Annotated in this window: 10 protein-coding genes and 1 tRNA gene; 6 read left to right on the top strand and 5 right to left on the bottom strand. The window is 65.8% G+C overall.

Features of this window, described 5'->3' with window-relative positions:
* Positions 1-62 precede the first annotated feature (62 nt).
* Entirely contained in the window at positions 63-707 is a 645-nt protein-coding gene (locus tag ACFMO5_RS09695) for an alpha/beta hydrolase (protein ID WP_376792548.1), read from the bottom strand.
* 86 nt (positions 708-793) lie between these two features.
* Positions 794-3,406 carry an ATP-dependent chaperone ClpB gene (gene clpB / locus ACFMO5_RS09700; protein ID WP_376792549.1) on the bottom strand — a complete coding sequence of 871 codons (2,613 nt, stop codon included), beginning with the start codon at positions 3,404-3,406 and terminating at the stop codon, positions 794-796.
* Positions 3,407-3,733: 327 nt separating this feature from the next.
* On the opposite strand from clpB, the gene ACFMO5_RS09705 reads away from it, so the two are divergent.
* From ACFMO5_RS09705 to ACFMO5_RS09720, 4 genes are all read left to right on the top strand, one after another.
* Positions 3,734-5,212 carry an FAD-dependent oxidoreductase gene (locus tag ACFMO5_RS09705; RefSeq protein ID WP_376792550.1) on the top strand — a complete coding sequence of 493 codons (1,479 nt, stop codon included), beginning with the start codon at positions 3,734-3,736 and terminating at the stop codon, positions 5,210-5,212.
* A 249-nt stretch (positions 5,213-5,461) separates the two neighbouring features.
* A complete protein-coding gene (locus tag ACFMO5_RS09710; RefSeq protein WP_376792551.1) occupies positions 5,462-8,491 on the top strand; it encodes a molybdopterin-dependent oxidoreductase in 3,030 nt (1,009 codons plus the stop codon).
* A gap of 35 nt (positions 8,492-8,526) precedes the next feature.
* A complete protein-coding gene (locus ACFMO5_RS09715; RefSeq protein ID WP_376792552.1) occupies positions 8,527-9,711 on the top strand; it encodes a glycosyltransferase in 1,185 nt (394 codons plus the stop codon).
* Between the two features lie 130 nt (positions 9,712-9,841).
* Positions 9,842-10,390, top strand: coding sequence for an NTPase (locus ACFMO5_RS09720; protein WP_376792553.1), 549 nt, complete (start codon positions 9,842-9,844; stop codon positions 10,388-10,390).
* 22 nt (positions 10,391-10,412) lie between these two features.
* Here the strand turns inward: ACFMO5_RS09720 and ACFMO5_RS09725 are convergent, their stop codons facing one another.
* The gene (locus ACFMO5_RS09725; RefSeq protein WP_376792554.1) at positions 10,413-11,498 is read right to left on the bottom strand and encodes a pyridoxal-phosphate-dependent aminotransferase family protein; all 1,086 of its coding nucleotides are present in this window, start codon (positions 11,496-11,498) and stop codon (positions 10,413-10,415) included.
* Between the two features lie 98 nt (positions 11,499-11,596).
* A tRNA-Val gene (locus tag ACFMO5_RS09730) sits at positions 11,597-11,670 on the bottom strand.
* Between the two features lie 90 nt (positions 11,671-11,760).
* Here ACFMO5_RS09730 and ACFMO5_RS09735 point away from each other — a divergent pair.
* Complete coding sequence (locus ACFMO5_RS09735) at positions 11,761-12,702, top strand: isoaspartyl peptidase/L-asparaginase family protein (RefSeq protein ID WP_376792555.1); 942 nt, start codon at positions 11,761-11,763, stop codon at positions 12,700-12,702.
* Positions 12,703-12,959: 257 nt separating this feature from the next.
* Here ACFMO5_RS09735 and ACFMO5_RS09740 read toward each other — a convergent pair whose 3' ends face one another.
* Positions 12,960-13,394, bottom strand: coding sequence for a hypothetical protein (locus ACFMO5_RS09740; protein WP_376792556.1), 435 nt, complete (start codon positions 13,392-13,394; stop codon positions 12,960-12,962).
* 143 nt (positions 13,395-13,537) lie between these two features.
* Here ACFMO5_RS09740 and ACFMO5_RS09745 point away from each other — a divergent pair, with 143 nt between their 5' ends.
* Entirely contained in the window at positions 13,538-17,662 is a 4,125-nt protein-coding gene (locus ACFMO5_RS09745) for an oligosaccharide flippase family protein (protein ID WP_376792557.1), read from the top strand.
* Positions 17,663-17,763 lie beyond the last annotated feature (101 nt).

Below are 17,763 nucleotides of genomic sequence, written 5' to 3' on the forward strand. Positions count from 1 at the left end.
GATCTGGCGCGCGGCTCCGCCCCAAAAACCCCAGAAAAACCAACTGTTCAACTCATGCTCGCTTATTCGATCTGTGGGTAGGTGATCCGGCTTAACCATGCTTTAAATGCGCGCCAGGCTTCCACATCGGTTTTATGGCCCCCTGCATATTCGATGCAAGTCGTTTCCGCCCCCAAGTGCCTCAATCGCTCGCACAGCTGACGAGCCCGTTCGATGGGGACCAAGGGATCGTGGAGGCCGTGGGCGATAAAAACCGGAAAGCCCAACGGGGAAGGGGGCCTGATCGAATCGGGGGATTCGAGCAGGAATCCGCTGAACACCGCGAGCCCGGCGATCCGCTCTGGGACCTCCAGGGCCAGCCGCGCGGCCATGGCCCCGCCCTGGCTGAACCCCACGAGCAGCCATCGCCGCGGATCGATGGGATGGCGCTGGGGGAGCTCATCGAGGAGTTGGATCAGCTGAGCGAGGCTCTCCCCGATGGCCTGGGGATCCGGTTCCCCATCCGCGGTCGTTGGATACCATACATGGCCGTTTGCCGGCAAGGGGTAGGGGGCCCGAGGGCGAACCAAGAGCCATCCCGGCGGGAAGGCGGTTTCGAAGACTGCCATCGAGGATTCATCCCCGCCCCAGCCATGCAGTAACAAGGCTGCCGGAGCCAGACCACGAACAGGTTCTTCGCCAGACCAGCGGATGCGATAGAGCAACATGCGTAACTCCGAATGGAAATGTTCTCGAGGAACGATGTAGGGGCGCCCCTTGTGGGCGCCCCCCACATCGTGGATCCCATCGCGGATTATGCCGCGCGGGCGGGGGCGGCCTCCTCCGCCCGCTCGAAGATCAGCCGGCCGTCCCGCAGATCCACCCGGATTGTGTCGCCCTCGCGGAACGTGCCCTTCAGGATCTCCATCGATAGCGGATCGGTCAGCTCGCGCTGGATGGCTCGCTTCAGCGGCCGGGCACCGTAAACCGGATCGTAGCCCACGGTGGCCAGATACTGTTTGGCTTCCTCGGTGATCTCCAACGCCATCCGCCGCTCCCCGAGCATCGCCCGCAGCCGGCGCAGCTGGATCTCCACAATCTGACGCAGGTGCTCGATGGTGAGCGGGTGGAAGATCACGATCTCATCGATCCGGTTCAAGAACTCGGGGCGGAAGTGCTGGTCCAGGGCGCTGAGGACCAGCTGGCGCATCTTGATTTCATCCTGCCCGGCCAGCTCCTTGATCCACTGGCTCCCGATGTTGCTAGTCATGATAATGATCGTGTTCTTGAAGTCCACCGTGCGGCCCTTGCCATCGGTCAGCCGGCCTTCGTCGAAGACCTGGAGCAGGACGTTGAAGACCTCCGGATGGGCCTTCTCGATCTCATCGAAGAGCACCACCGTGTAGGGTCGGCGCCGCACGGCCTCCGTGAGCTGGCCGCCTTCCTCATAGCCCACATAGCCGGGCGGGGCTCCGATCAATCGGCTGACGGTGTGCTTCTCCTGGTATTCGCTCATATCGATGCGGACCATGGCCCGTTCGTCGTTGAAGAGCGCCTCCGCGAGGGCCTTGGCCAGCTCGGTCTTGCCCACGCCCGTCGGGCCCAAGAAGAGGAAGACCCCGATGGGCCGATTGGGATCCTTCAAGCCGGCCCGGGCCCGCCGCACGGCGTTGGCCACCGCCCGCACGGCATCCTCCTGGCCGACCACCCGCTCATGGATGCGAGCCTCCAGGTGCAGCAATTTCTCGGTCTCACCCTCCATCAGGCGGACCACCGGGATGCCCGTCCACGCGGCCACCACCCGGGCGATGTCCTCGGCGTCCACCTCTTCCTTCAGCAAACGCTTGCCGCGGCTCAGGGCGTTCAGCTCCTCCTCCGCCGCCCGGAGCTGCCGCTCCAGATCCGGCAGGACGCCGTAGCGCAGGCGGGCGGCTTCTTCGTAGTCCAGCCGGCGCTCAGCCATCTCGATCTGGTGCTGGGTCTGCTGGATCTGTTCCTTGATTTGACGGACCCTCTGGATGACGGTCTTCTCCCGCTCCCATTGGATGCGGAGGGCATCGGCCCGCTCCCGCAGCTCGGCGATCTCCCGCTCGATGGCCGCCAACCGCTCCCGGCTGGCTTCGTCCCGCTCCTTCTTCAAAGCCTCCCGTTCGATCTCCAGCTGCAGGATGCGGCGGTCCAGCTCATCGAGCTCCGTCGGCTTGGAGTCCATCTCCATGCGCAGCCGGGCGGCCGCCTCGTCGATCAAGTCGATCGCCTTGTCCGGCAGCCGACGGTCCGGGATGTAACGATGGCTCAGGGTGGCGGCGGCGATCACCGCCGCGTCCGTGATGCGCACCCCGTGGTGGACTTCGTAGCGCTCCTTGAGCCCCCGCAGGATGCTGATGGTCTCTTCCACCGAGGGCTCATCGACATAGACCGGCTGGAAGCGGCGCTCCAGGGCCGGGTCCTTCTCGATATACTGGCGGTATTCGTCCAGGGTGGTCGCGCCGATGCAATGCAGCTCCCCCCGGGCCAACATCGGCTTGAGGATGTTGGCCGCGTCCATAGGCGCCCCTTCCGCCCGCCCGGCGCCGACCACGGTGTGGATCTCGTCGATGAACAAGACGATTTCGCCCTGGGCGTCGGCGATCTCTTTGAGGACCGCCTTCAGGCGCTCCTCGAACTCGCCCCGGTACTTGGCCCCGGCCACCAGGGCCCCCATGTCCAGCTGCACGATCCGCTTGTTCTTCAGGCCCTCTGGGACGTCGCCGCGGACGATGCGCTGGGCCAGGCCTTCCACGATCGCCGTCTTCCCCACACCGGCGTCGCCCACCAGGACGGGGTTGTTCTTGGTCCGCCGGGACAGGATCTGGATGACGCGGCGGATCTCCTCATCGCGCCCGATGACGGGGTCCAGCTTCCCTTGGCGGGCCAGCGCCGTGAGGTCCCGCCCGTACTTCTCCAGGGCCTGATAGGTGCTCTCAGGCGTGGGGGAGGTCACCCGGTGAGCGCCGCGGATGGCGGCCAGGGCCCGCATGATCGCGTCGCGGCTCAGGCCCCGCCGCCGCAGGACGGCGCCCGCCGCGCCGTCCGCCCGATCGGCCATCGCCAGGAGCAGGTGTTCCGTGCTGACGTAGTCGTCGCGCATCGCCTGAGCTTCCCGCTCCGCCTGGCGAAGGGTCTCGGCGGCCGAGCGGGAAAGGCCCACCTCGCCGGCCCCGTAAACCTTCGGGCGCCCGGCCAGATAGCGCTCCAGCTCCTCGATCATCTCCTGGGGATCGGCTCCGGCCCGACGTACCACCTGCGGCACCACGCCGTCGGACTGGCGCAATAAGGAGAGCAACAAATGCTCGTTCTCAATGGCCGGATGCCGGTATTCTTCGGAAAGCCGTTGCGCTTCGAGCAATGCCTCCTGGGCCTTCTCCGTATACCGGTTCAGGTTCATCCGCCATACCTCCACAAGGGATGCGCTGGAAAAGCCTCTTCGACCGGGCGGTTTTCGTCAGGTGTGGGCCGCTCTCGGCGGCTCATAACCCCCTTCTCGACTCAGCACTTACATTATGGAAAGGTTGTCAGAAGCAGATTAGAGGCCAATTAACGATTCATCAGAGCCGCTTCCGAGGCCAACGGTCGGCGAGTCGGCAAAGAGCGCCGCTTGTCCAGGCGAACCACCTGTGATTTTTGTCACGAAATGTGATGTGAATGTTTTCACTATAGCTCAATCCAGCTGTCTTTTAAGATGAAATGGGGAATCTGAAACAGGAGGGCCTGGATGATCCCGCATATTCCTGGCGATGAATTCGTAATCGAGCGGAAGGTTCGCACCCGTCTGTTGCCCGTTTTCCCCGCTGAACGTCCCCCCGAGGCTCGTCGATTCGATTTCGCGGAGGTCTTAATCGGATATGATGAAGCTACCGCTCCTCTGGAAGCTGCCCGCTGCCTTCACTGCCCGGATCCCGCCCCCTGCATCCAGGCGTGCCCGCTTCACAACGATATCCCGACCGCCCTCTGGTTCATCGAACAGGGGGATTTCCTGCGGGCCGCCCAGGTGTTCCGCCAGACCTCTTTTCTCTCAGAGATCTGCGGGCGGGTCTGCCCGCCGCAAACATGCCGGGGGTCGTGCACCCTCTCGGCTTATGGCAAGCCGATCAACATCACCAAGCTGGAAGCCTTTGTGGCGGACTTCCAGCGCCGCCAGGGCGCCCTTCCGATCCACCGCGCCCCGCCCACCGGCCGACGGGCGGCGGTTGTCGGCTCGGGCCCGGCCGGGCTGACGGTCGCGGAGTTCCTCGCCCGACAAGGGCACTCGGTGACGGTCTTTGAGGCCATGCCGAAGCCCGGTGGACTGCTGCGCTATGGCATCCCCGCCTTTAAGCTGCCTAAGGCGGTCATCGATCAGAAGGTCACCGATCTCGAGGCGTTGGGGGTTCAGTTCATCACCGGTGTCCGAATCGGTCAGGATCTCACCTTAGACGATCTGTTTGCCCAGGGGTATCAGGCGATCTTCTTAGGGGTGGGGACATGGCGCCCGGTGGAGCCGGATTGGGAAGGGGCGAACCTGGAGGGGGTCTATATGGCCTTGGACTTCCTCATGCGGGCGAATCTGCCTCTGGAGGATCTCCCCCCGGAGAAGCGGGAGCCTCCGCGGGTCGGTCGCCGGGTGGCGGTGATCGGCGGCGGCGACACAGCGATGGACTGTGCCCGGACAGCGATCCGTCTAGGGGCGGAGGAGGTAACGATTTACTATCGGCGCAGCGAGGCGGAGATGCCGGGGAATCGGGAGGAGCGCAAGAAGGCCCGGGAGGAAGGTGTTCGATTTGAGTTCCTGGTGGCTCCTCTCCGCTTCCTCGGGGAGGGTGGCCGTTTGACTGCGATCGAGTTCGTTCGCATGGCGCTTGGGGAGCCCGATGAGAGCGGCCGCCGGCGCCCGGTGCCGATTCCAGGATCGAACTTCATCGTGTCGGTTGATGCAGCGGTCTTGGCGTTAGGCTTCCGGGCGGATCCCACGATCGTCCGCGCCACGCCAGGCCTGGAGGCCTCCAAAGGGGGCCTCCTTCGGGTGGATGCGGAGGGTCGGACCTCTCGGCCGGGGGTGTTTGCGGCGGGCGACGGGGTCACCGGGCCGGATCTGGTGGTGACGGCGTCCGCGGCAGCGATGCGGGCGGCCCGGGCGATGCATGCGTATCTGATGGAGCAGCCCCCCATTGAAGAGTTTGAGGCTCCTGCGCTGGCTGAACCCGTGCCCGCATAGAAGCCTGGGTTGCCGGTTCGTTGGATTCGGGCGGGGCTGGGTGCGTTCGGCACCTGGCCCCGCCCTTTTTTTAGGGGTTACGCCGTTCGGAGCCCGGGCGAGGGGGCGAAAGGGCTCCGTCCCCACAGCCCAAGGGGCTACAGGGAGAGGCGGTGGCTCCGAAATGAGCATAAGATGTATGCTACAATCAAAATGGGTCCCGCTTTATGGGAGCCTCTTTATTCTTCACCTGGGACCTGGGGGTGAATTATGGAAATCGCCTTGATCATCAACGGCGAGCGGCAGGCGTTTTCGATCGCCCCATCCACGCGCCTCCTGGATCTATTGCGCCGCGCTGGATACTATGGGGTGAAGCACGGTTGCGACGACGGCTCATGTGGGATGTGCACGGTCCTCCTCGATGGCGCCCCCATCCTCTCCTGCGTGACCCTGGCGGCCAAGGTGGATGGCCGTTCCATTCTCACGATTGAAGGGTTGGGGCGGGTGCCGGAGCTGGGCTGGCGACGGACGGAGGGCCTGCATCCCATTCAAGAGGCCTTCGTAGAGGCCGGAGCGATTCAATGCGGTTTCTGCACCCCCGCTCTTGTGTTGGCCGCCAAAGCCCTCCTGGATCGCAATCCGAATCCCACGGAAGAAGAAGTCCGCGAGGCCTTCAGCGGGATCCTCTGCCGTTGCACAGGCTATCTGAAGCCCGTCCAGGCTGTGCTGCGGGCAGCAGCCCGAATGCGTGGGGAGCCCGTCCCCTCCATCGAGGAGGAGACCCGGCGGATGTTCATCCCACCGGAGGCCTCGCTCCCTCTGGGTGAGATGTTCCCGGCGGGGGAAATCGCCCCTCCGGAGCCGGGAGGGGGTGCCGGTCTTCAAACTCGCACCATCGTCTTGCCCACCATCGTCTTGCCCCAGCCGGTCCCGGAGACCCGCGTCGTGGGGAAGCCGGAAAAGAAAGTGGACGCCCTCCGTCTGGTGCAGGGGAAACCCGCCTTCACCGATGACTTTGAGATCCGCGGCATGTTGCACGCCAAAGTTCTCAAGAGCCCGGTCCCCCATGCGCGCATCAAACGGATCGATGTGAGCCGGGCCCGGGCGCTGCCCGGGGTGGTGGCTGTTCTGACGTATCAGGACATCCCCCGTGTGGTCTACTCCACAGCCGGGCAATCGGATCCCATCCCCGGGCCGCTGGACACGTTCTCGCTGGATTCAAAGGTCCGCTTTGTCGGGGATCGGGTGGCCTTCGTGGCGGCGGAGACCCCTGAGATCGCCGAGAAGGCGCTGGAGCTGATCGAGGTGGAATATGAGGAGCTGCCGGCCGTCCTGGATCCCCGCGATGCCATGAAGCTCGGGGCGCCGGTGATCCACGATGAGCCGGAATACGTGCCCTTCAACGGCTCGGATCCCTCTCGGAACTTGGCCGCCCAGATCCACATTGAGATCGGCGAGGTGGATAAAGGCTTTGAGGAGGCCGATTACATTTTTGAGGGCGAATATGTAGTTCCCAAGGTCCAGCAATCCAGCCTGGAAACCCATGTGGTGATCACCTACTGGGATGAGGACGACCGCTTGGTGATCCGCACCTCAACGCAGGTTCCCTTCCATGTGCGGCGGATCCTGGCGCCGGTGCTGGGCCTTCCTCCCAAGCGGATCCGGGTGATCAAGCCGCGGATCGGCGGCGGCTTCGGCGGCAAGCAGGAGGTCTTGATCGAGGACATCGCTGCGCATCTGACCATCGCCACAGGCCGCCCGGTTCGGCTGGAGTGGACCCGGGAGGAGGAGTTCGTCGCGGCCCGCTCCCGCCATCCGATGCGCATCCGCATGCGCACCGGTGTGAAACGGGATGGGACCATTGTGGCGAACGAGATGGTCGTCCTTTCGGACACAGGGGCCTACGGCAGCCACGCCCTGACGGTGGCCGGCAACACCGGCCACAAGGCGATGGCCCTGTATCCCGCGTGGGATGAGAAGGGCGAGCCACGGATCCGCTTCCACGCCGATGTGGTCTACACCAACACGCCGCCGTCGGGTGCCTTCCGGGGCTATGGGGTTCCTCAGGGCTTCTTCGCCGTTGAGGTCCATATGGAGCGGATCGCTCGAGCGCTGGGGCTGGACCCCTTGGCGTTCCGCCTGAAGAACGCCCTGAGGGCGGGTCAGGAGCATCCCTTCAGCCGGGCGTGGAGCGAGGGGCGAGAGCCACGCCCCGAGATTGTGCATACCTGTGGGCTGCCGGAGTGCGTCCGCTACGGCGCCGCCTATGTGGGCTGGCATGAAAAATTCGGGAACCCGGATTGGCACCGGGTGCCGGGCCAGCCGCATCTGCGCCGGGGGATCGGTGTGGCGTGCGTGATGCAGGGGACGGCCATTCCGTATCTGGACATGGGCGCGGCCAGCATCAAGATGAACGATGATGGATCTTTCAACCTCCTGATCGGCGCCACGGATCTGGGCACCGGCTCCGACACGGTCATCGCCCAGATGGTGGCGGAGGTGCTGGGATGCCCGGTGGAGGATATCATCGTCTACTCCTCGGATACGGATTTCACCCCCTTCGATAAGGGAGCTTACGCCTCTTCGACGACCTACATCTCCGGCGCGGCAGCGGTGAAGGCGGCCGAGCAGGTAGCGGAGCAAATTAAGGAGGTGGCGGCGGCCCTGCTGACCGAGCGGGGCGCCCCGGTCTCTCCTGGGGAGCTGCGCCTGGCGGACCGCCGGGTCTGGGCGCCGGACGGCCGGAGCGTGACCCTGGAGGAGGTGGCGCTTTCCTCGCTGCACCATCGGGACCAGCGTCAGATCATGGCGGTGGCCTCCTATGTCTCGCCCGCCTCTCCACCGCCCTTCGCGGCCCAGTTCGCCGAGGTGACCGTGGACATCGAAACCGGTGAGGTGCGGGTGGACCGGCTGGTGATGGCGGTGGACGCTGGGCGCATCGTCAACCCGCTGACGGCGTCCGGCCAGGTGGAAGGCGGGATGGTTCAAGCGCTGGGCTATGCGGTCTCCGAGGAGATGGTGTTCGACGAGCGGGGCCGTGTGGTCAACCCGCGCCTTGGTCCGTATAAGATCTTCCAGGCCCACGAGGTGCCCGAGCTCGGGGTGATCTTCATCGAGACGGTTGAGCCAACCCATCCGTTCGGCATCAAGGCGGTCGCGGAGATCCCGATGGACGGCGTGGCCCCGGCAGTGGTCAACGCGATCTATGATGCGGTCGGCGTGTGGATCACCCAGATCCCGGCCACACCCGAACGGGTTTGGCGAGCGCTCCGGGACCCCGTAAGCCGTTCAGCCGGATGATCGATTCTCGAAACGCTGCAGGGAGGTGAGGAGCCATGCGCAACGCTGCGCAGACGGAGACGGCCGCCGGGGCATCCCTTCGGGATCTCACCCGAGTGTTGTTGCTCATGTCGGACACCGGGGGAGGACATCGGAGCGTCTCGGAAGCTCTCGCCGAGGGCCTGCGGGCCCTATATGGGCCGGCGGTCGAACCTCGGATCGTGGATGCTTTCATTCAGTATGCACCCTTCCCCTTGAACCGGTCCCCTGCGCTCTATCCTTATATGGTGAAACCGGCAATCGTGCCCTTGTATGCGCGAGCCTGGCATTTCGCCAACCACCCCCGTCGGGCTCGGCAGCTGATCTATCTGTTCTGGCCCTGGGTGCGTCAGCGAATCACCCGCTTGTTTGCCGAGAACCCAGCCGATGTCATCGTCTCGGTGCATCCCCTGTTTAACGATATCACCCTGCGTTACTGGATGAAAGCGCCCCGCCGGGTTCCTTTCGTGATCGTGATCTGCGACATCGGCACGATCCATGCGCTCTGGTGTGCGAACGCGGATCTGGTGATCGCCCCCCACGAGGGCGCGCGGCGCCGCGCGATCGCCTGCGGGGTGCCGCCGGAGCGGGTCGTGGTGACCGGCTTCCCAATCCGGCTCCGCTTTCGGGAGGTGCGGAACGCACCGAAGGATTTCTGGCGGAGGCAGTTGGGTTGGTCGCCCGATCTCCCCACGGTGCTGGTGATGGGCGGTGGGGAGGGCATGGGGAAGGTCTTCGAGAACGCGCGGGCGGTGGCCGAATCCGGCCTTCCGATCCAGATGGCCGTGGTCGCCGGCCGGAACGAGCGGCTGCGGCGTCGCCTGGAGGCGACGGAGTGGCCGATCCCCACTTACATTTACGGCTTTGTGCGGACGATCCCCGAGATGATGGCTGCCGCCGATCTCATCGTGACCAAAGCTGGGCCCAACACGATCGCCGAGGCCCTGGCGGTGGGCCGGCCGATGGTCCTGACCCACTACTTGCCAGGCCAGGAGGAGGGGAACGTGGATTACGTGGTGAACGGTGGGGCCGGGGCCTACGCGCCGGAGCCGGAGCAGGTGAAGGAGACCGTGCGGGAGTGGCTCAGCCGGCCAGAGCTTCTGGATCGTCTGTCTCAGCAGGCTGCCGCCATGGGGTATCCCGACGCGGCGTTGGATGCTGCCCGGTGGATTTGGGAGATCGCCCAGCGGCATAAGCGGTGATTTTTTCTTTAGGGGGTGCAGGTCGCCAAAGGCGGCCCGCACCCTCCGAAGAAACCGATGCTGAAACGGGCGGCCACTGCCCAGTGGGGCCGAAGAGGTCCGCCTCCATTGGGGCATTGGGATCCAGGGAATGGGCGCCGTTTTGTTGATCACCGGCCGGCCGGGCGTGGGCAAGACCACCCTGATCCGCCGGGTGGCCGAAGCCCTCGGCAACCGGGCCGGCGGCTTCTACACCGAGGAGATCCGTGGCCCTCAGGGCCGTCTGGGGTTCCGGCTCGTCACGCTGGATGGCCGGGCGGCGATCTTCGCCCATGTGGAGTGGGCCGCGCGCTTCCCCCATCGGGTAGGGCGATATGGGGTGGATGTAACGGCTTTGGATCGCCTGGGCGTGGCCGCGATCCGGCAGGCGCTGGCGGAGAAAGAGATCGTGCTGGTGGACGAGATCGGCAAGATGGAGCTGTTCAGCCAGGCGTTCCGCGAGGCGCTGGAAGCGGTGCTTGCCAGTCCACGGCCGCTGATCGCCACCATCACCCAGAGCCCTCACCCCTGGGCCGAGGCCTTCAAGCGCCGTCCCGGCGTGACGCTCTGGGCCCTCACCCCGGCCAACCGGGAGACGCTCCAAGCCCGCGCCGTGCAGTGGGCGGAACAAGCCTTAGGGGATGTCGCCCACCCCTCTTAAGCGGGCCTCCCGTCGAGGACCCTCATCCCCGGAGCGCTTCCTCCAGAATATCCATCCCCCGGCGCACGAGCGCCATGTCCGCCTGAGCCCCCATATGGCCGATGCGGAATACTTTCCCGGCCAGCGGCCCCAGGCTTCCCCCCACGACCATCCCTCGCTCCCGCAGGCGACGATCCAGCTCCGGCCACGAGAGGCTTTGCGGCACCTTCGCGGCGGTGACCGTTGGGGAGCACCACTCCTCCCGTCGGGGGAAGAGTTCGATCCCCATTGCTTTCAGACGTTCCCGGCAGTAAGCCGCGACCTCCGCGTGGCGCCGGAAGACGTTCTCCAAACCTTCCTGCAGCACCCGCCGGCAGGCGACGTTCAGGGCCGCCATCGCGTGCCAGGAAGGCGTATAGGGGAACCATCGATCCTCCAGGGCCGTCCGGAAGGGGGCCAGGGCATCGTAGCCGACATAGCCTACCTCTCGGACGATCTCCCACGCCCGCTCGCTCACGGTGACGATCCCCAAATCGGGGAGCGCGGAGAGGCACTTCTGGGTCCCTACCAGGCACAGATCGATGTGCCACTCATCCACCCGGAGGGGGACCCCCGCCGCGCTGGAGACCGCGTCGACATAGAAGAGCGGCACCTCGTAGTGGGCCACCAGCCCCCCCACTTCGGCCACCGGGTTCAGGGTGCCGGAGGGGGTTTCACAGTGGACCATCGTGACCAATTTGGGGCGGACGCGGCGGATCGCCTCCTCCACCCGCTGGGGATCCGCCGCCTCGTCGTAGTCGAACCCCACCACTTCCACCGCAGCGCCCAGGCTGCGGGCCATGTCCGCGATGCCGTAACCGAACACCCCGGTGGCCACCGCCACCACCCGATCCCCCGGCCGCAACGTGCTTTTCAGGGCACCCCAGAGGGCGACCATCGCTTCGCCGGTCATCATCACGACCGAATTGCGGGTTCCCAGGATGGTTCGAAGCATCTCCTGGGTCTCCGCGTACAGTTCGTAATATTCCGGCTCGAGATCGGCGGATCCATAATCCTCTTGATAAGCGGCTCGGATCTCAGCGGGAACAGTGGTGGGTCCGGGAACCAGTGGGATCAGATAAGTGCGCATGGTTTACACTCCTGGTCAGGTTCCGGTCGCTGTGGGTGGGGTCAAGGGTGTTGCGCGGTGGAAAACACAACGCCGCAGCCAAGAGGGCTGCGGCGTTGTGGGCGAGGAGGGACTCGAACCCCCGACCTCACGGATGTGAGCCGTGCGCTCTGACCACCTGAGCTACTCGCCCTTTCCAAGAAAATTATAGCGATCTTCTGGTTTCTATGTCAACATGCCATTAACCATCCGATGCCCCAAACCTTCCAGGAAGGGATCCACGATGCTCCAACCGAGGCTCATCGTACACGGCGGCGCAGGGACCATCCCGGAGGAACGGCAAGGGGCGGCGGTGGAAGGGTGCCGCCGCGCTGCCCAGGCGGGATGGTCGGTGCTGGCGGCCGGCGGCTCCGCCCTGGATGCGGTGGAGGCCGCCGTGCGGGCTTTGGAGGATGATCCGACCTTCAACGCTGGCCGGGGCAGCGTGATGACCCGGGCGGGCACGGTCGAGATGGATGCCCTGATCATGGACGGGGCGACGTTACGCGCGGGAGCTGTAGCGGCCGTGCGCCGCGTCCGGAACCCCATCACGCTGGCTCGCGCGGTGATGGAGCGCACCCCTCACGTTCTATTGGTCGGCCCCGGGGCCGAGGCCCTGGCGGAGCTCCTGGAGCTCCCGATGGCCGATGAGGCGGAGCTGGTGGCGCCACGGGATCGGGAGCGCTGGGAGGCCTTGCGGCGAAACGGGCCGCCGGATCTTCGGGAAGTTTTAGCCCAGGCCCTGGCGGAGCCGATGGACACGGTGGGCGCGGTGGCTCTGGATGCAGCGGGTCATATCGCCGCCGCCGTCTCCACCGGCGGGATATCCAACAAATGGCCGGGGCGGGTTGGGGATTCCGCCCTCATCGGCTGCGGGGCCTATGCCGACGATCGGCGCGGGGCGGCCGTGGCCACCGGGTGGGGGGAGACGTTGATGCGCGTGGTGATCGCGAAGACGGCGTGCGATCTGATGGCGATGGGCCTCTCCGCCTCATCCGCCGCCGCAGCCGCTATCCGCCTTCTGGAAGAGCAGGTGAACGGGCGGGGCGGCCTGATCGTCCTCGACCCAACAGGGCGTATCGGCATCGCTCACAACACCCCGCATATGGCATGGGCGTGGACCGATGGAGCTGTCATCCGGGCGGGGATCCGCGCCCCGTATCCCATGGGAGAGTCAAACGAATAGAGGCTTGATGGTCCCCGAGGTCTTCTAGGGGTTAGGGGCCGCCGAAGGTGGCCCCTAACCCCTTGCTCCCTTCTCCCCGCAGCCTTTTGGGCTGCAGGGAGAAGGGAAGGGCCATCCGCCAGTGGATAAAGCACCGTTTCGCCCACGGCCCCCAAAAGGTGTCTGTTCCCCTCCTTGTGGCCTCTTGGGCCATGAGGAGGGGATAAGATGCATTCGGGAAAGCATGCGGGGGGATTAGGGGAGGGAGGGGAGCGGTCCTAAGATCGTTGGGAAGATCGCATGCGCCAACGCCGCTCGGCTTCCACGCTGAGGCGCAGGGCCACGCCGCTGAGGACCCCCATGAGGTGCGCCGCGAGGTAGGGGGAGATCTCGACCTCCTTCCCCAGCCCCCGGGTCTGGTAGAAATAGGGCGCCCATGCCAGCACCCCCAGATAGATCAACAGGCGGCTGAGCCAACGCCGCCCGCGCCCGATCTCCCCGCCGACCCCAACCGGATGCTCCACAGCCATCGCCCGGCGCCGCAGGTGCCACCCGCCCAGCACGCCGGTCAAATGCGCAACCAGGAAGGGAAGGATCGGCCAATCCTCGCCGGCGGCCGACGCCATCAGGAACGGCGCCCACACCAGAACGCCCAGCACGATCATCCCGTTTCCGAGCCATCGCCACACCGCCGGCCTCCATAGAACGCCCATGGTACCCCTCCTCGGTGGTCTTGCCAGGCCATTCGATGTATCCTGATGGCGGCCAAGGGAGCGGGTCGGCCCGTTGCGGGTTCACGCCCAATATACGATTAAAATCGCTAATTCTTCAAATTCGTCCAGCTTTAGGGATGCCAATGATCGACTTCGTCGTCAATCCCCTTCGGTCTTTGGGCCACAAGGGCTCTCTGGCACGACGCGTGGGTGCTTTCGTTTCCGCCGCCGGGCCGATCTTGTTGTTCGCCGGGTTGCCGGTGTGGCTCCTCGGCCCGACGCTGACGGGGTTGAGAACCCTCATCCCCGCGGATAACTTGTATGAATGGCAGCCCTGGCGGGCGGCGGCGGAAGCCTTCGGCATCGCCGTTCCCCACAACGCGCTGCTTTCGGATTTGGTTCTGGAGAACTACGCCTGGAAGCGGTTCCTGGTGGCGGCCTTCCGGCGCGGGGAGCTCCCCCTGTGGAACCCCTATCTCTTCGCGGGGGCGCCGTTCCTAGCCAACGGACAGCACTCCGCCCTCTATCCGTTCACCGCCCTCTTTTTGGTTTTCCCCATCCATCAGGCGTACGGGCTCTTCAACGCCCTGCAGCTCTTCCTTGCCGGGCTGGGGATGTATCTCCTCGCCCGGACGTGGGGGCTCGGTCGGGCGGCGGCGACCTTCGCCGGGGTGGCCTACGAGCTCAGCGCCTTTATGGTGGTCAGCCTGGTCTTCCCGATGATCGTCGCCGGCGCGGCCTGGCTCCCTTATCTGCTCGCCGCGCTCCACGCGGCGATCGGGCGGCGGCCGCTCTTCGGCCGCCCCGCCGCCCTGCCCTGGGCGCTCATGGCCGCCCTGGCGCTGGCGATGAACATCCTCGCCGGCCATGTGGAGATCACTTACTACACCATCCTGGTGGGCGCGGGCTACGGCCTGTGGAGGGCCGTTCAAGCGTGGAGGCGCCGATGGGAGCGCCCAGCCTCCGGGGCTTGGGTTCGGATCGTTCGCGCCTTGGTTCCCCTCGGATGGACGGGATTCGCCCTGGCGCTGGGGTTCGCCTTGGGGGCGGCCCAGTGGGTGCCCCTGTACGAGGTGGTGCGGGAGAACTTCCGGGAGGGGACGGCGACGCTGCGGCAGGTGCTGGGATGGGCCTACCCCTGGCGGCACCTCGTCGTTTTCCTGATCCCGGACTTCTACGGTAATCCCAGCCATCATGGGGTGCGGGACGTCTTCACCGGGGCCTGGGTGCCCTTCACGGTGAACGCGTACGGCCAACCCAACCCGAACGGGGCCTTCACCAGCCACTGGGGGATCAAGAACTACGTGGAAGGGGGTGCCTACCTGGGGTTGTTGCCCTGGGCCTTCGCCGCCCTGGCCATGGTCCGCTGGCGGTCGCTCCGTCGTTCCGGCGTCCCTGTGGGCTTCCTGGTCCTTCTGGCAGCCCTCTCGTTCTCTTTCGCCTTCGGACTGCCCACCTATGCGCTGCTCTACTACGGCCTGCCGGGCATCAATCAGCTGCACTCCCCGTTCCGCTGGATCTGGCCCTTCACCCTGGCGATGGCCGGCCTCGCGGGGGCGGGGTTCGATCAGGCCCTGCGAGCGCAGGGAAGGGACCGGCAATGGGCTGGATGGGGGTTCCTGGGGGTTGGTGTGGTGGTCCTGGCGCTTCTGGGCCTTGCCCGATGGGTGTTCCCGGGGGAAGCGGTGGCCCTCGCGGATCGAGCCCTGCGCGCGCTGGCCAAGGCCCCGGAGGCGTTCCCGGACGGTCGGATGTTCTTCTCTTATCAGTTCTGGAATTTTCTCCGCTTCGGGATCGTTTCGCTCGGGAGCGGCCTGGCGTTGATCGCGCTCCGTCGGAAGCCGTGGGGCCCGATGGTGGCCATCGGCGTGCTGGCCATGGATCTGCTCCAGGCGGGGGCGGGGTTCAACCCGGCGGCGGATCCCCGCTGGCTGACCCATGAGCCGCCGGTGGTGCGCTTCCTCAAACAAGACAGCGGCGTGTGGCGGTTGACCACCTTCGATCCCCACGGCCGGAAGACCTTCAACGCCAACGGGCCCTGGCTCTACGATCTCCAAGACATCCGGGGGTACGATTCCATCATCCTCAAGCGTTATGTGGCCTATCTCTCGGCCATCCAGCCCCAACATGAGCTTCCCTTCAACCGCATCGCCCCGATCACGGACCCGCAGGCCCTGGACTCGCCGCTGCTGGATGCCCTGAACGTTAAGTATGTGATCACCGAGGAAGCGATCCCTTCGCCCCGTTACACCCTGGTCTACGAGGGCGAGGTGCGGGTCTATCGCAACGAAGGGGCCATGCCCCGGGCGTGGACCCTTCCCCTCACCGCGACGGTCTTCCATCGGGATCCCATCGCGGCGCTGCGACAATTCGACCCCCGCTTCTACGTCGTGGTCGATCAACCGATCCCCACCTTGGAGCGGTTCGGGTCGCCCGGGACCCCCCGCCCGGTGGCGGTGACGGCTTATGGGATCAACGAGGTGTGGATCGACGCGGCGGTGGAGGAGCCTTCGTGGCTGGTGCTGGCGGACACCTTCTTCCCGGGCTGGGTCGCCTATCGACGGCCGATTGGGGGAAGCGAGGGGGAGGAGCAGCGGCTGGAGATCTACGCCGCCGACGGCCTCTTCCGCGCGGTGATGCTTCCGCCCGGCCGCTGGACGGTGCGCTTTCGCTATAGCCCGCTGTCGGTCAAGCTGGGGTTCTTTACAACTTTCATCGGCGGGATGGCGGCGCTCTTTACGCTGCTCCTCTGGGCCTGGGGGCGGCTGTATCGGGCGGAGATGGAGCGCTCCACCGCCCTCCGGGTTTTGAAGAACAGCCTCACCGCCATGGCCTTGAACCTCCTCACCCGCTCCATCGACTTCGCCTTCGCGGCGCTGATGCTGCGCATCCTAGGGCCGGAGGCGGCCGGGAAGTATTATTTCGCCATCGTGTTGGTGAGCTGGTATGAGATCCTCTCCAACTTCGGCCTCAACGTCTGGCTGACCCGGGAGGGCGCGAAGCATCCGGAGGCGGTGAACCGCTATTTCGTGAACAGCTCCGCGATGCGGCTGATCCTGCTGGCGGCGGGGATGCCGCTGCTCCTCGCCGTCACGGGCGTTTGGATAGGGGCGTTCGGGCTCACCGGGGATACCGCCCTGGCGATCCTCCTCCTCGCCCTCGCCCAGGTCCCGGCCAGCCTGGCCACCGGGGTCACCGCCCTCTTTTACATTTACGAGAAAGCGGAGGTCCCGGCGGCGCTCACCGTGGTGACGGTCCTCCTCAAGGTCAGCTTCGGGGTGCCGATCCTGCTGATGGGCGGCGGGTTCGTGGGGTTGGCGGCCTCCTCGGTGGCGGTGAACCTCATCACCCTCTCCTTGCTGAGCGGCATCGCCTTCCGGATGTTCTTCCGGCCGCGCTGGGAGGACGATCCGGCCCTGCGCCGGGAGATGATCCGGGAGTCCGGCCCGTTGATGCTCAACCACCTGTTGGCCACCCTGTTCTTCAAGATCGACGTGCCGATCCTCCAGGCGCTGAAAGGCGATGTCCAGGTCGGGTGGTACAGCACGGCCTACAAGTGGCTGGACGCGTTGAACATCATCCCGGCGTACACCACCTTTGCCGTGTTCCCGGTGATCTCCCGCCAGGCGGCGGGGTCGCCCGAGGCCATGCGGCGTTCCGTGATCCTCACCCTCAAGGGGCTGGCGGCGGTCGCGGTCTTCACCGCCGTGCTCTTCACCTTCCTGGCGGAACCCCTCTCCTGGCTCCTGGGCGGCGCCCAATACCTTCCCCACGCCGCCATCGCGCTGCGGATCATGATCTGGTCCATCCCCATCGGCTGGATGAACAGCCTGATCAACTACGTGCTGGTGGCGCTGGGGCGACAGCGCTATCAGACGAAAGCCTTCCTCATCGCCTTGGGGTTCAATGGGATCGCCAACCTGTTGACCATCCCGGCCTTCGGCTACCCGGCCGCTGCGGTCATCACCATCCTCTCCGAGATCGTGGAAGGGATGGCCTTTTATTACGACCTGCGGCGGACGATGGGGCCGTTGCCCTGGGCCGAGATCTTGGGGCGGCCGTTGATCGCGGGAGGGGTCATGATTGGACTGACCGGGGCGTTATGGGGTGTTGCGCCGGCTCTGGCGCTGCCCGTAGGCGTGCTCAGTTACGGTCTCGTGTGGTGGGGGTTGCGCCCCTTCACCCCAGAGGAATCCGCTCGGATCCGCGAGGCGTTTCCGATCGGGGGGATCTGGGGCCGCCGGGAGGCATCCATCCGTTCGAAGTAACCATGCGGGCGCTGACCCATCCTCACGTCGGCGTAGGCCGACGTCCGACGCGAAGCGCCCATATGGGGTTTGGGGGCGAGCTGGGCACCTTCGGCGCCCAG

It is taken from the genome of Thermoflexus sp. (genome assembly GCF_042408365.1).
GTDB lineage: Bacteria > Chloroflexota > Anaerolineae > Thermoflexales > Thermoflexaceae > Thermoflexus.